Here is a 13,896-nt window from a genome sequence, read left to right as displayed (position 1 = left end):
CTTAACCCTTCAATAACCATCCTGGGCGCCAATGGTCTGATTCCTTAAGGCCTCAGGTGGACGCCCGATGCTCTCCCGTGAAGAACGCAATCCGCTGTCCGACTGGTGGTGGACGGTGGACCGCCCGCTGCTCGGCGCCATCCTCGCCTTGATGCTGTGCGGGGTGATCCTGTCGCTGGCGGCCAGCCCTCCGGTCGCGACCCGGATCGGGCTCGATCCGTTTCACTTCTTCAACCGCCACGTCCTGTTCCTGCTGCCGTCCTTCATCGTGCTGATCGGCGTCTCCTTCCTGTCGCCGCGCCAGATCCGGCGCAGCGCGCTGGTGGTGTTCGCGGTCGCCATCGTGCTGATCGTGCTGACGCTCGCGATCGGGCCGGAGGTGAAGGGCTCGCGGCGCTGGATCACGCTGATCGGCGTCAACATCCAGGCGTCCGAGGCCGCGAAGCCAGCCTTCGTCGTGGTTTCCGCCTGGCTGTTCTCGGAATCGGCGCGGCGGCCCGACATGCCGGCGACCACGATGGCGCTGGTGCTGCTGATGATGCTCGTGTCGCTCTTGGTGATGGAGCCGGATTTCGGCCAGACCATGCTGGTCCTGATGGTCTGGGGCTCGCTGTTCTTCATCGCCGGCATGCGCATGATCTGGGTCGCGGGCCTCGCCGGCGCCGCGGCCGCTGGTCTGTTCGGCGCCTATCTGCTGGTCCCGCACGTCGCCGGCCGCATCAAGCGCTTCATGAACCCGGCATCGGGCGACACCTTCCAGGTCGACACCGCGATGGAGGCGTTCTCCAACGGCGGCTGGTTCGGGCTGGGGCCGGGCGAGGGCATCGCCAAGCGCAGCCTGCCGGACAGCCACACCGATTTCGTGTTCGCGGTCGCCGCCGAGGAGTTCGGCATCATCCTGTGCCTGGCGCTGGTCGCGCTGTTCGCCTTCATCGTGATCCGCACGCTGTCGCGCGCCTATGCGACCGAGGACGGCTTTGCGCGCTTCGCGGCCTCGGGTCTGGCGATCCTGTTCGGCATCCAGGCGGCCATCAACATCTCAGTCAACCTGCAGCTGATCCCGGCCAAGGGCATGACCTTGCCCTTCATCTCCTACGGTGGCTCCTCGATCGTGTCGCTGGCCTATGGCGTCGGCATGATGCTGGCGCTGACCCGACAGCGGCCGCGGATGGAGGTCGAGGCCGGCGACGCAGCCGGCGCGCTGCGCAATTACGCCTAGGCCGCCTGGCTCGCAATGACCGCACATTGCCTGTAAACAAGCGCATGACCTCAACCGCGCCTCTCATTCTGCTCGCGGCCGGCGGCACCGGCGGCCATCTGTTTCCTGCTGAAGCGCTCGGTGTCGAGCTGATCAGGCGCGGCTATCGCGTCCGTCTCGTCACCGATGAGCGCGCGCTGCGATACAGCGGCCTGTTCACCCCGGACATGATCGACGTGGTGCCGAGCGAGACCGTGCGCAGCCGTTCGCCGTTGGCGCTGGCCCGCACCGCGCTGCTGCTCGGCAGCGGCACCATCGCGGCCTTCAACCTGATGCGGCGGCTCAAGCCCGCGGCCGTGATCGGCTTCGGCGGCTATCCGACCGTGCCGCCGCTGCTGGCGGCGCGGCTCGCCGGCGTGCCCAGCCTGATCCACGACGCCAACGCCGTGCTCGGCCGCGCCAACCGTTTCCTGTCCGCGCATGTGAAGGCGATCGCGACGTCGCTGCCTGGCGTGCTCGACCGCGATCCGGCGCTTTCGGCGAAGACCACCACGGTCGGCACGCCGATGCGTCCCGCCATCCTCGAAGCGGCGGCCATGCCCTATGTGGCGCCGGAGACTTCGGGCCCGTTGCGGCTGCTCGTCGTCGGCGGCAGCCAGGGCGCGCGCATCATGAGCGACATCGTGCCCGGCGCGATCGAGCGGCTGGAGCCGGCCCTCTGGGACCGACTGGTGCTGACCCAGCAGGTGCGGCAGGAGGACATGGCGCGGGTGCGCGCGGTCTATGACCGGCTCAAGATCAATGCCGACCTGCAACCCTTCTTCACCGACCTGCCGGCGCGGCTTGCCGCCAATCACCTCGTGATCTCGCGTTCCGGCGCCGGTACCGTCGCCGAGCTCGCCGCGATCGGCCGTCCTTCGATCCTGGTGCCGCTGCCGGGCGCCATCGACCAGGACCAGTTTGCCAATGCCGGCGTGCTCTCGGACGCGAACGCCGCGATCCGGATCGTGCAGAGCGAATTCACCTCCGACAGGCTGGCCTCCGAGATCTCGGCGCTCGCCGCCGAGCCCACGCGTCTCGCAGCGATGGCCCAGGCTGCGCGCGCGGCCGGGCGGCTCGATGCCGCCGAGCGGCTGGCCGACCTCGTGATCAGGACGGCGGCGCTCTAGTTGATCGAGTGCGCGGTGATGCGATGACGAACCGGAGCGCTGACCAGGGCGCCATCGCGGCGGATGATCATCCGATGCGTTTGCGACGCCATCCGTCCTTCGTGCCCGTGTTCGTCGGATTTTGCGATCAGCTGATTGCGCCCCTGCGCGGTCAGCGCCTGATGATCAAGCTGTTCGGTCAGCGCGCCCCGACGGAAATTGCTGCGCACATCGTGATGATGCACGTGTCGGCGCGCAAACCGGCCGAGCGGCCGACCCTGACGCGCCTGCAGATGCGGCTGCCGGGTCCGCGGCAGACGGCGGCGTTCGTCGCGCTTTTGCGCGGTCTGTCGCTGGTGACCGTCGAGCGCGATCCCGGGGACGCCCGCATCCGCTATCTGGTGCCAGGCGCCGTCATCCTCGAGGGTCTGCGAGGCTGGCTTGCCATGCATCTGGATTGCCACGCGCGGTTGACGCATGCCGACGGACTGAGCCTTCGTCTGCAGGACGACGCCGCGTTCTACGCGGAGACGATCCGGCAATGTGCGAGCTGGCTCTGCCGCGACAACCGGCCCCTGACGGGATTTCCCGATCTCGCCTGGACCGACGAGCACGACAGCGGCATCCATCTGGCGCTGACACTCGTCGCCCGTTCCGCCGCTGGGCGCGAGGCCGTCGAGATTTCGACGGCGGAGCTTGCGACCTCGCTGGGCGTCTCGCGCTCCCATATCCGCAATCTGCTGGCGACAATGGAGGAGCGCGGTCTGCTGCGCTTTGGCGACGGGCGCCGGCATCTGACGCTGATGCCGGATTTCGTGGCTTCCGTGGAGGCCTGGTTCTGCCACCAGGTGTGCTGGCTCGCGGCCGCAGCCGCGCGTGCGGATCGCGCGCTGCGGCCAGCTTGACGCGTCAGATCATCGTGACCCGGCCGGAGCCGATGTCATAGATGCCGCCGACGATCTTCACCTTGCCCTCGGCGACCATGCGGCCGACGATCGGCTTGGCGGTCGACAGGCGCCGGACATTGTTGCGCACGTTCTCCGCGGTGGCCTCGGCCAGCAGGTCCTGCGGCTTCTTCGCGATCGCGGCCTCGACGCCGGGTTTGAGCGCATTGATCAGGGCGGGCAGGTGGCCAGGCAGCTTGGTGCCGTCCTTGAGCACCTTGATCGTGGCATCGATGGCGCCGCAGCCGCTGTGACCAAGCACCAGCACGAGAGGCGTGCCGAGGAACTTGACGCCATATTCGAGGCTGGCGAGACCGTCGTCGTTGACGAAATTGCCGGCGACCCGGACCACGAACAGCTCACCGGGCCCCTGATCGAACACCAGCTCCGGCGCGACCCGTGCATCGGCGCAGCTCACGATCGCGGCGATCGGGTACTGTGCCGCGGCGCGCGCCGCGCGGCCGGCCGAGAAATCCTTGTTGTCGAGATTGCCGGCGACGTAGCGCGCGTTGCCATCGACGATGCGCTTCATCGCGTCGTCCGGCGAGATCGCGTTGGGGGGTGTTGCGATGTCGCTCGTCTGCTTGGCTTCCTTCGCAAACGCCGGAAGCGCGCCGAGCGCCGCGGCAGCCAGCACTGCGCCGCCGCCGAGCAGCCGACGGCGGGACAATACGGGAGGGTGCGTTTCACACAGCGAGCACATCGGCGGGGATTCTCCATCAAGAGTTGAAAGATGCGCGACCGGCACGCCGGCCGCGGCACTACCCATGCCACGCGAACTGACGCGGTGAACGCGCAAAAATTGCAGGTATCCCGTTGGGACGGGTTTGCGTGGGATCGCGCTTAACAATTTGTGAAGCGGGCATCCCCGGCGGGAACTGCTCGCCCATCGCGGCCGCGAAGCTGCCAAAATCGGCCAAAATCGGGCGGGCGCCTGCGAATTTGGCGATGTTTACGGCCGGGGCGGACTTGTCCAGGCCGGTCATGTCTTGCAAGAAGGGCTGATGATTCGCGGTCGCGCCCCTCCGCCGGGCGCCCGGAACCCTTGAGACGAGACGCCCCATGAGACTGCCGCGCGAGATCGGACCCATCCACTTCGTCGGGATCGGCGGCATCGGCATGAGCGGCATCGCCGAGGTGCTGTGCAATCTCGGCTACACGGTGCAGGGCTCGGACGCCTCCGACAACGCCAATGTCGCGCGGCTCCGCGAGAAGGGCATCACCGTCAGCGTCGGCCACAAGGCCGAGAACGTCGCCGGCGCGGATGTGGTCGTCGTCTCCACCGCGATCAAGCGCGACAATCCCGAGCTGATGGCCGCGCGCGCCCAGCGCATCCCCGTGGTGCGGCGGGCCGAGATGCTGGCCGAGCTGATGCGGCTGAAGAGCTGCGTCGCCATCGCCGGGACCCATGGCAAGACCACGACGACCTCGATGGTTGCGGCGCTGCTTGATGCCGGCGGGCTCGATCCCACCGTCATCAATGGCGGCATCATCAATGCCTACGGCACCAATGCGCGGCTCGGCGGCGGCGAGTGGATGGTGGTCGAGGCGGACGAGAGCGACGGCACCTTCCTGAAGCTGCCGGCGGATGTCGCCATCGTCACCAATGTCGATCCCGAGCATCTCGATCACTTCAAGACCTTCGACGCCGTGCAGGAGGCGTTCCGCACCTTCGTCGAGAACGTGCCGTTCTACGGCTTTGCCGTGATGTGCATCGATCACCCGGTGGTGCAAACGTTGGTCGGCAAGATCGAGGACCGCCGGATCATCACCTACGGCGTCAACCCGCAGGCCGATGTGCGCCTCGTCGATCTCACGCCGATGGGCGGCGGCTCTCGCTTCAAGGTGGTGTTCCGCAATCGCAAGAGCGGCGCGACGCACGAGATTGCCGACATCGCGCTGCCGATGCCCGGCCGGCACAACGCCTCGAATGCAACGGCGGCCATCGCGGTCGCGCGGGAGCTTGGCCTGTCCGACGAGGCGATCCGCAAGGCGATTGCCGGCTTCGGCGGCGTCAAGCGCCGCTTCACCCGCACCGGCGAATGGAATGGCGTGACCGTGATCGACGATTACGGCCATCACCCGGTCGAGATCGCGGCCGTGCTGAAGGCGGCGCGCGAATCCACCAACGGCAAGATCATCGCCGTGGTGCAGCCGCATCGCTACACCCGCCTGCAGTCCCTGTTCGAGGAGTTCTGCACCTGCTTCAACGACGCCGACGCAGTCGTCGTCGCCGATGTCTATCCGGCTGGTGAGGCGCCGATCGAAGGCGTCGATCGCGACCATTTCGTGCTCGGCCTGCGCGCCCACGGCCATCGCGACGTGGTGCCGCTGCCGAAGGCCGCGGACCTCGCCGGCATCGTCAAGGGCCTCGCCAAGCCGGGCGATCTCGTCGTCTGCCTCGGCGCCGGCAACATCACGCAATGGGCCTACGCGCTTCCCAACGAGCTCAAGGCGCTGGGGTGACCAGGTGAGCTTGACGAAGCGGGTCCCTGCCACACGGCACGCTCTGCTCTCTCTCCCCTTGTGGAGGAGAGGTGGAGAGGGGGGTACCACGAGCGCCGGCGCCTGGGGCTCACCCCCCTTCCTGACCCTCTCCCACAAGGGGGGAGGGAACGGAGAGTGCGTGCCGACCCTGACGATGTCGGGGCACGATGCGAGAGCGGCCGCATGACCTTCCCCGACATCACCCCCGACATCACCCCCGACCTCAAAGCCGTCATGCCGGAGCTGCGCGGGCGGCTGCTGGCCAATGAGACCCTGGCGCCGTTCACATGGTTTCGCGTCGGCGGTCCGGCGCAGGTGTTGTTCACGCCGGCCGATGCCAACGACCTCGCTTATTTCCTGAGGCGGCTTCCAGCCGATCTGCCGGTCACCGTCATTGGCGTCGGTTCCAACCTCATCGTGCGCGACGGCGGGGTGCCCGGCATCGTCATCCGCTTGGCGCCGCGCGCGTTCGGTGAGGTCAAGGCGGAAGGCGACATCGTCACGGCCGGGACGGCTGCGCTCGATAAGCGCGTGGCCGAGGTCGCAGCATCCGCCAATCTCGCCGGCCTCGAATTCCTGTTCGGCATCCCCGGCACGATCGGCGGCGCGTTGCGGATGAATGCCGGCGCCAATGGCGGCGAGACCAAGGACATCCTGGTCGAGGCGATTGCGATCGACCGCAGCGGGGAGACCCGTCTCTTCAACAATGCCGAGATGAAGTTCACCTATCGTGCGAGCGGCGTCGATCCGTCGCTGATCTTCACGGCAGCGCGCTTCCGCGGCACGCCGTCGGCGCCGGAGGCGATCCGGGCGCGCATGGCCGAGGTGCAGGCGCATCGTGAGACGGCGCAGCCGATCCGCGAGAAGACCGGCGGCTCGACCTTCAAGAATCCGCCCGGACATTCCGCCTGGAAGCTGGTCGATTCCGCGGGCTGCCGCGGCCTCAAGGTCGGCGGCGCCCAGGTTTCCGAAATGCACTGCAACTTCCTGATCAACACCGGCGATGCCACGGCCGAGGACATCGAGACGCTCGGCGAGACCGTGCGTGCGCGGGTCAAGGCGAGTTCGGGCATCGAGCTGCAGTGGGAGATCAAGCGGATCGGAGTCAAGGCGAGCTGATCGCCCCGCTTGCTCAAGTGACGTCAGCGCAATCGCGACTGCGGTTGTGAGATCAACCGAGAAGACATTGATGCGCACCACGATTTTGTTCGGCGGCTCCAACAAGGAGCGCCTCGTCTCGGTCGCCAGCACCAAGGCGCTGCATGCCGCGCTGCCCGAGGCTGACCTCTGGTTCTGGGAGGCCGACGACACGGTGCATCAGGCGAGTGGCACGGCGCTGGTCGCGCATGCGAAGCCGTTCGAGGAGCCGTTCACCGCCGATGGCCCCCGGATCGGGACGCTCGTCGAGGCTCTCGATCGCGCCAGGGCCGAGGATCGGGTTCTGGTGCTCGGTCTCCACGGTGGCCGGGCGGAGAATGGCGAGCTTCAACTGATGTGCGAGCTTCGCGGCGTGCCGTTCACCGGCTCGAGCTCGGCCGCCTCGCACCTCGCCTTCGACAAGGTCGCGGCGAAGCGCTTCGCCGTGCTCGGCGGGGTGACGGCGGCCGAGGGCGTCGCGCTCGATGACGCCGAAGCGGCGCTGGCGCGCTACGGCAGGCTGATCGCCAAGCCGGTGAAGGATGGATCGAGCTTCGGGCTGATCTTCGTCAACGCCAGCCAGGACCTCGTTGCCGTTAAAGCGGCAGCCGCGACCGAGGAGTATCTGATCGAGCCCTTCGTCACCGGGACGGAGGCGACCTGCGGCGTGCTCGAACAGGCCGATGGATCGCTGATCGCGCTGCCGCCGATCGAGATCCTCCCCGCAGACGGCGCCTTCGACTATTTCGCGAAGTACCTCGCCGCGGCGACGAAGGAGATCTGTCCCGGCCGCTTCAGTCCGGAGGTGACGGCCGCGCTGCAGACGGAGGCGATCAAGGCGCATCGCGCGCTGTCCTGCGGCGGCTATTCGCGAACCGACTTCATCGTCTCGGCCAATGGTCCCGTTTATCTGGAGACCAATACGCTGCCCGGGCTGACCGCGGCCTCGCTGTACCCCAAGGCGCTCGCGGCGCACGGGATCGCTTTTGTCGATTTCCTCAATCAGCAGATCGCCTTGGCGGAGGGGCGCAGCCGTCGATCCCGCGTTCGGTAGGCGCCCCGCAGGAACCCGGCCCGGCGTCCCCCGGTGGTTCCTGTAACCCGTAAAATGCTTAAGAATTCCGGGCAAGGTCCTCATAAATCGGAGAAAAAATTCGTCTCTCCGGACCGATTTTACTTTTTGTTTACCAGGACGTCCGAAGGTTAACGCTGGCGCCTCAGTGGTGCTCGGCTGCCGGGTCGTGACGTCACCAGTGTCCGGCCGGCCGGGAGCGCAGGCGCGGGTCCGCGAGTATCTGCGGGCGCAACAGTTTGATGAGCTCGTGCAATGGATGGTGCAGGACGCCTCGCTCGATCGCAGAGGCCTCAAGCGAACCTGAAAGCCGCTGCCCTTGGCGCGGCAATCCTGCTGCGCGAGTATGTCTCGGCCCGCCTTCCGCGTGTCCGCTTCGCGCGGGGATACACGAAGCAACCTCTGGGCCGGCGGTCGACCCGAAGAGATCTTGCGCCGATGCAGGCCGCGCTCGCGCCGATGGTCGAGCGCGAGGCGCCGCCGCGCGTGGTCGAGCTCGTCGAGCGCTATCTGCCGCGCCGGCTCGGCACCGTGGCGACCGTGGTGCTCTTGTTCGGCAGCGTCTGGCTCGGCATCGTCAAGGGCGGCCACGCCCAGGACGTCAGCGCGGCCCTGTCCGACACCCGCAATGCCCTGGCCAATGCGGCCGGCTTCCGCATCACGGCCGTCGCGATCAACGGCCGCAAGCAGCTCACCCAGGACGAGATCCTCGCCGTCGGCGGCGTCACCGGCCGCTCCTCGTTGCTGTTCCTTGATGCCGCCGCCGTGCGCGACAGGCTCAAGGCCAACCCCTGGATCGCCGACGCCACGGTGCAGAAGTTCTTTCCGAACCAGCTGCAGATCGACGTCGTCGAGCGCAAGGCGTTCGCGCTCTGGCAGCAGGAGGGCCGCCTCTCGGTCATCGCCGATGACGGCGCCGTGCTCGAGCAATATGTCTCGCGCCGTTTCCTGACGCTGCCGTTGGTGGTCGGCAAGGGGGCCGAGAGCCGCGCGCGCGATTTCCTGGCGCTGCTCGCCCGCTACCCGCAGGTGCGCGCCGTCACCAAGGCCGCCGTGTTCGTCGGCGAGCGGCGCTGGAACCTGCGTACCAAGGACGGCCTCGACATTCGCCTGCCCGAGCACGATGTCGGCAACGCGCTCGCCACCCTGACCCAGCTCGATCAGGACGATCGGCTGTTCTCACGCGACATCGTCGCCATCGACTTGCGGCTGCCGGACCGCCTGACGGTGCAACTGTCCGAGGACGCAGCGAAGGCGCACGACGAGCTGTTCAAGGACAAGAAGTCCAAGAAGAAGGCCGGTGACGCATGACCGGCTTCGATCGCCAGACTCCGAAGACGCGCCCGATGGGCCAGAAGCGCACCGCGCTTGTGGCCTCTCTCGATGTCGGCACCAGCAAGATCGCCTGCATGATCGCGCGGCTGAAGCCGGCGCCGCCGAGCGACGCGCTGCGCGGCCGCACCCACACGGTCGAGCTGATCGGCTACAGCCAGATCCAGTCGCGCGGCGTCAAGGCCGGCGCCGTCGTCGATCCCGTCGAATGCGAGCAGGCCGTGCGGCAGGCGGTCGCGCTGGCCGAGCGCATGGCCAGGGTGCGGGTCGAGTCCGTGCTGCTGCCGGTCGCCGGCGGCCGCGTCATGGGCCATCTGATCGAGGCCACCTCGGACATTCGCGGCGGCGCCGTGACCCAGGCCGATGTCAGCCGCGTGACCTCAACCGGCATGCATCACGCCACCGGCGACGGGCGCGCGGTGCTGCATGCCTTGCCCGTCGGCTACACGCTCGATGGCGTGAAGGGCATCCGCGACCCCCGCGGCATGCTGGCGCGGCAGTTCGGCGTCGACATGAACGTGGTCACGACCGACGCCACCGTGGCCAAGAACCTGATGCTCGTGGTGGAGCGTTGCCATCTCAACGTCGAGGCCATCGCGGCAAGCCCGTATGTTGCCGGGTTGTCGGTGCTGACCGACGACGAGGCCGATCTCGGCGCTGCCGTGGTCGAGATGGGGGCGGGCACCACGACGATCGCGATCTATTCCGGCGGCCGCTTCGTCCATGCCTCCGGTTTTGCGCTCGGCGGGCATCACGTGACCATGGATCTTGCGCGCGGACTATCAGCGTGCATTGCAGATGCCGAGCGAATCAAGACGTTATATGGCACGGTGCTGACTGGCGGGTCCGACGCGCGTGAGTTGATGTCTGTTCCGACGGCCGGTGACAACGAGCGGGATGTTCCGCAGATCGTGTCCCGCGCCACCATCGCGAACATCGTCAGGCACCGCGCAGAGGAGATTTTTGAAATGGTCCGCGACCGGCTGAAGGATTCGCCCTTTGCGGCAGAACCCAAGGCGCGCGTCGTCCTCAGCGGAGGCGCCTCCCAGCTGACGGGGCTGGTCGAGCTTGCGACCCGGATCCTCGACCGCCCGGTGCGTGTCGGCCGCCCGCTTGGCTTCGGCCGTCTTCCCAACGAGGCCAAGAACGCCGCCTTCGCGGTGCCGACGGGGCTGCTGGTCTATCCGCAATACGCGCACCTCGAACATGTCGAACCGCGGCATACGCGGCAGGTCGGGACAGGAACCGACGGCTACTTCGGAAAGGTCGGACGATGGCTACGCGAGGGCTTCTGATGACCGGTTTCCATCCCATGCGATTTCCAACAACACCAACCGCGGCCGGCGGCCGGGGCGAACCCACCCGCGCGTGATCGAGAGGCAATCATGGCACTCACTATTACCCCTCCTGATATCCACGAGCTGAAGCCCCGGATCACCGTGTTCGGGGTCGGCGGCGCGGGCGGCAACGCCGTCAACAACATGATCACGGCTGGCCTTCAGGGCGTCGACTTCGTCGTCGCCAATACTGACGCGCAGGCGCTGACCATGTCCAAGGCGCAGCGCATCATCCAGATGGGCACGCAGGTGACCCAGGGCCTCGGCGCCGGCTCGCAGCCGGATGTCGGCGCCGCCGCCGCACAGGAGGTGATCGACGAGATCCGCGATCACCTCTCGGGCGCCAACATGGTGTTCGTGACCGCCGGCATGGGCGGCGGAACCGGCACCGGTGCAGCTCCGGTCATCGCCAAGACCGCGCGCGAGATGAACATCCTCACCGTGGGCGTCGTCACCAAGCCGTTCCACTTCGAAGGCGCGCGCCGCATGCGCACCGCAGAATCGGGCATCTCGGAGCTGCACAAGGTCGTCGACACGCTGCTGATCATCCCGAACCAGAACCTGTTCCGGGTCGCCAACGAGAAGACCACCTTCGCGGACGCCTTCGCGATGGCCGACCAGGTGCTCTATTCCGGCGTCGCCTGCATCACCGACCTGATGGTCAAGGAAGGCCTGATCAACCTCGACTTCGCCGACGTCCGCGCCGTCATGCGTGAGATGGGCAAGGCGATGATGGGCACCGGCGAGGCCTCCGGGGACAAGCGCGCGCTGACCGCGGCCGAGGCCGCGATCGCGAACCCGCTGATCGACGATTCCTCGATGAAGGGCGCCCGTGGTCTCCTGATCTCGATCACCGGCGGCAAGGACCTCACGCTGTTCGAGGTCGACGAAGCCGCGACCCGCATCCGCGAGGAGGTCGACCAGGACGCCAACATCATCGTCGGCGCCACCTTCGACGAATCGCTGGACGGCCTGATCCGGGTGTCGGTGGTTGCCACCGGCATCGAGCAGGCGCAGTTCAACCGGAACGTTACGACCTCACAGCCGGCGGCGGCTGTCGCTCCGATTGCCGCCGCCCCGACCGCTGTTGCGGGTCTTCCTGAAAGCCGCCTCGCCGATCTGACCGCGCGCCTGCGCGCCGACAATCAGCGCCTGGCTGAACGCGCCGCCAAGCTCGAGCAGCAGGCGTCGCAGGCTCCGGCCGTCGCCGCTCCGGCACCCGCGCCGATGGCGCCTGCGCCGCGTCCGGCGCCGAATCTCGAGCGCGATACGCTGGCCGCCGTCGCGGCCGCGATGGCAAGCGAGCCCGGTCCGTCGGCTGCCCCGGCGCAGGCAGCGTCCTATGGCGATGTGACGGTGCGCCCGATTGCACAGAAGCCGTCGCTGTTCCCGGAGCCCGAGGCGCAGCGCGCGGCTCCGATCGAGCCGGCGGCCTTGCCCGAGACCTTCATTCCGCAGGCCGCCGAACGGGTTCCGGTTCGCGCGCCGCGCATGCCGAAGTTCGAGGACCTGCCGATGCCGGCCCAGGCCGAGATTCGTCAGGCGAGGGGCGACGAGGGCGACGAGCATCCGCAGAAGACCCGGATGTCGCTGCTGCAGCGTCTCGCAAATGTCGGTCTCGGCCGCCGGGACGAGGACGCCGAACCTCTGCTGCCGGTGCGGACCGCGGGTCCTGCCATGCCGCAGATGCCGCCCCTGCCGGAACGGAAGCCGCAGCGGAACGTTGCTCAGCAGGTTGCGAGCCACGAATCGCCCGTCTCGGAGTATGCCCGCCGTCCCGCGCCGCAGGGGCTGGATGTCCATGGCCGTCCCGCGCCTGTGTCCCCGGCGCCACAGGGAGACGACCATTTGGATATCCCGGCTTTCCTCCGCCGGCAGGCAACCTGAGAATTGTTACAGCCCTGACGGTGCTGAACAGGCCCGGCTCGCGAGAGCCGGGCCCTTTTTTTTGGTCTCGCGGCGCGCGCTGATCTCCCTTCAACTAACTGATTTTAAATGATTAATTATTCTTTCGGTGTTTGGATCGGGAACCAGGAGGGTTAAGGCCACGTTCCAGTTTGGTTAAGGGTTGGCGCGAATACGGCAGAGATGGGGTAACAATCCGTAAAGAAGCGTGAGTTGGCGCTCTTTGGGGCTCTCGTTAAGTTCTGCCGTGACTTGGGGATGCCTGAAAGTGAGTCGGTTCGCGAGGGGCGACCGATGAAGGGTCAGGCGGGGTCTTGGGCGATCGTCGATGAAATTCAGCCGGCAAACAACGCTTCGTTCGCAAGCCACCGTCACCGGTGTAGGCGTCCACTCCGGTGCGCCTGTCAGCCTGACGATTGGCCCGGCGCCGATCGATGCGGGGATCGTGTTCCTCCGCACCGGCCTCGATGGGGCCGACCGCGAGGTCCAGGCCTCCTTCGGTTCGGTGATCGCGACCGAGCTCGCGACGGTGCTCGGTGACCGCAACGGCCCGTTGGTCTCGACCGCCGAGCATGTTCTCGCCGCGTTGCGCGGCATGGGTGTCGACAACGCCCTGATCGAGGTCGACGGCCCTGAGGTACCGATCATGGACGGTAGCGCTGCGCCGTTCGTCGCTGCCATCGACCAGGCGGGGATCGTCAATCAGTCGGCTCCACGGCGTTACATTCAGGTGCTCAAGCCGGTCCAGGTGACCATGGGTGCCTCGACGGGCGAGCTGCGTCCCAACAACTCCGGCTTCCGGGTCGAAGCCGAGATCGATTTCACCAATCCCGTGATCGGCCGCCAAGCCTATCATTTCGAACTCAATCCCGAGCGTTTCCGCCGCGAGATCGCCCGCGCCCGTACCTTCGGCTGCATGAGCGACGTGTCGCGGCTGTGGAGCGCCGGTTTCGCGCTCGGCTCCTCCTTCGACAACACGCTGGTGTTCGACGAGGACCGTCTGCTCAATCCCGAAGGTCTGCGCTATGCGGACGAATGCGTCCGCCACAAGGTGCTGGACGCGATCGGTGATCTGGCGCTGGCCGGCCTGCCGATGCTCGGAACCTATCGTTCGGTCCGTGGTGGTCACAAGCTCAACCACGCGGTCCTGACCGCTCTGATGGCCGATCGCACCGCCTGGCGGATCGTCGAAGGCGAGACCGTGCGGCGTCCCCGTGTGGCCGCGGACGCCGTCGGTGGCATGGTCGGTGGCATGGTCGCCCCGGCCTACGGTCCGGACGTGTCCTGAGCGCCTGCTGCGAGGCTCGAGCGAACGGATAGCGTCCCTCGTGGGGCG

Annotated in this window: 13 protein-coding genes; 10 read left to right on the top strand and 3 right to left on the bottom strand. The window is 67.4% G+C overall.

Translation table 11 applies throughout. The annotated features are described in order from the left end of the window. Positions 1-67 precede the first annotated feature (67 nt). Together ftsW and murG are read left to right on the top strand one after the other, a co-directional pair. Positions 68-1,219, top strand: a complete 1,152-nt coding sequence (ftsW, locus tag QX126_RS01135) for a putative lipid II flippase FtsW (RefSeq protein WP_315736776.1) — start codon at positions 68-70, stop codon at positions 1,217-1,219. A 44-nt stretch (positions 1,220-1,263) separates the two neighbouring features. Further along, positions 1,264-2,367 carry an undecaprenyldiphospho-muramoylpentapeptide beta-N-acetylglucosaminyltransferase gene (murG, locus tag QX126_RS01130; RefSeq protein WP_315736777.1) on the top strand — a complete coding sequence of 368 codons (1,104 nt, stop codon included), beginning with the start codon at positions 1,264-1,266 and terminating at the stop codon, positions 2,365-2,367. Here the strand turns inward: murG and QX126_RS01125 are convergent. Next, the gene (locus tag QX126_RS01125; RefSeq protein ID WP_315778783.1) at positions 2,364-2,591 is read right to left on the bottom strand and encodes a hypothetical protein; all 228 of its coding nucleotides are present in this window, start codon (positions 2,589-2,591) and stop codon (positions 2,364-2,366) included. The genes murG and QX126_RS01125 overlap by 4 nt on opposite strands. On the opposite strand from QX126_RS01125, the gene QX126_RS01120 reads away from it, so the two are divergent. Further along, entirely contained in the window at positions 2,586-3,251 is a 666-nt protein-coding gene (locus QX126_RS01120; RefSeq protein ID WP_315779367.1) for a helix-turn-helix domain-containing protein, read from the top strand. The two genes, QX126_RS01125 and QX126_RS01120, sit on opposite strands and share 6 nt — an antisense overlap. 4 nt (positions 3,252-3,255) lie before the next feature. On the opposite strand, the gene QX126_RS01115 is transcribed toward QX126_RS01120, so the two are convergent. Continuing rightward, positions 3,256-3,993, bottom strand: a complete 738-nt coding sequence (locus tag QX126_RS01115) for a carbonic anhydrase (protein ID WP_315771395.1) — start codon at positions 3,991-3,993, stop codon at positions 3,256-3,258. 58 nt (positions 3,994-4,051) lie between these two features. Continuing rightward, positions 4,052-4,285 (bottom strand): hypothetical protein, encoded by a 234-nt coding sequence (locus QX126_RS01110; protein WP_315736781.1) that lies wholly within the window; start codon positions 4,283-4,285, stop codon positions 4,052-4,054. Between the two features lie 67 nt (positions 4,286-4,352). On the opposite strand from QX126_RS01110, the gene murC reads away from it, so the two are divergent. From murC to lpxC, 7 genes are all read left to right on the top strand, one after another. Continuing rightward, a complete protein-coding gene (gene murC, locus QX126_RS01105; protein ID WP_315778781.1) occupies positions 4,353-5,756 on the top strand; it encodes a UDP-N-acetylmuramate--L-alanine ligase in 1,404 nt (467 codons plus the stop codon). Positions 5,757-5,960: 204 nt separating this feature from the next. Further along, the gene (gene murB, locus QX126_RS01100) at positions 5,961-6,896 is read left to right on the top strand and encodes a UDP-N-acetylmuramate dehydrogenase (protein WP_315778779.1); all 936 of its coding nucleotides are present in this window, start codon (positions 5,961-5,963) and stop codon (positions 6,894-6,896) included. A 70-nt stretch (positions 6,897-6,966) separates the two neighbouring features. Continuing rightward, positions 6,967-7,968 (top strand): D-alanine--D-alanine ligase, encoded by a 1,002-nt coding sequence (locus tag QX126_RS01095; RefSeq protein WP_315778777.1) that lies wholly within the window; start codon positions 6,967-6,969, stop codon positions 7,966-7,968. A 273-nt stretch (positions 7,969-8,241) separates the two neighbouring features. Beyond that, entirely contained in the window at positions 8,242-9,297 is a 1,056-nt protein-coding gene (locus tag QX126_RS01090) for a cell division protein FtsQ/DivIB (protein ID WP_315736786.1), read from the top strand. After that, a complete protein-coding gene (ftsA, locus tag QX126_RS01085; RefSeq protein WP_315778776.1) occupies positions 9,294-10,613 on the top strand; it encodes a cell division protein FtsA in 1,320 nt (439 codons plus the stop codon). Before QX126_RS01090 ends, ftsA begins: the two co-directional genes overlap by 4 nt. 90 nt (positions 10,614-10,703) lie before the next feature. Beyond that, positions 10,704-12,542, top strand: coding sequence for a cell division protein FtsZ (ftsZ, locus tag QX126_RS01080; RefSeq protein ID WP_315736790.1), 1,839 nt, complete (start codon positions 10,704-10,706; stop codon positions 12,540-12,542). A gap of 346 nt (positions 12,543-12,888) precedes the next feature. Continuing rightward, on the top strand, positions 12,889-13,848 hold the full coding sequence (gene lpxC, locus QX126_RS01075) for a UDP-3-O-acyl-N-acetylglucosamine deacetylase (RefSeq protein ID WP_315771405.1): 960 nt from the start codon (positions 12,889-12,891) through the stop codon (positions 13,846-13,848). The last annotated feature ends 48 nt before the right edge of the window (positions 13,849-13,896 follow it).

The sequence above is a fragment of the Bradyrhizobium sp. SZCCHNPS1003 genome, from assembly GCF_032381555.1.
Classification (GTDB): domain Bacteria; phylum Pseudomonadota; class Alphaproteobacteria; order Rhizobiales; family Xanthobacteraceae; genus Bradyrhizobium.
The sequence above is the reverse complement of the archived record's forward strand: the minus strand, read 5'-3'. Positions and strand labels throughout refer to the sequence as shown.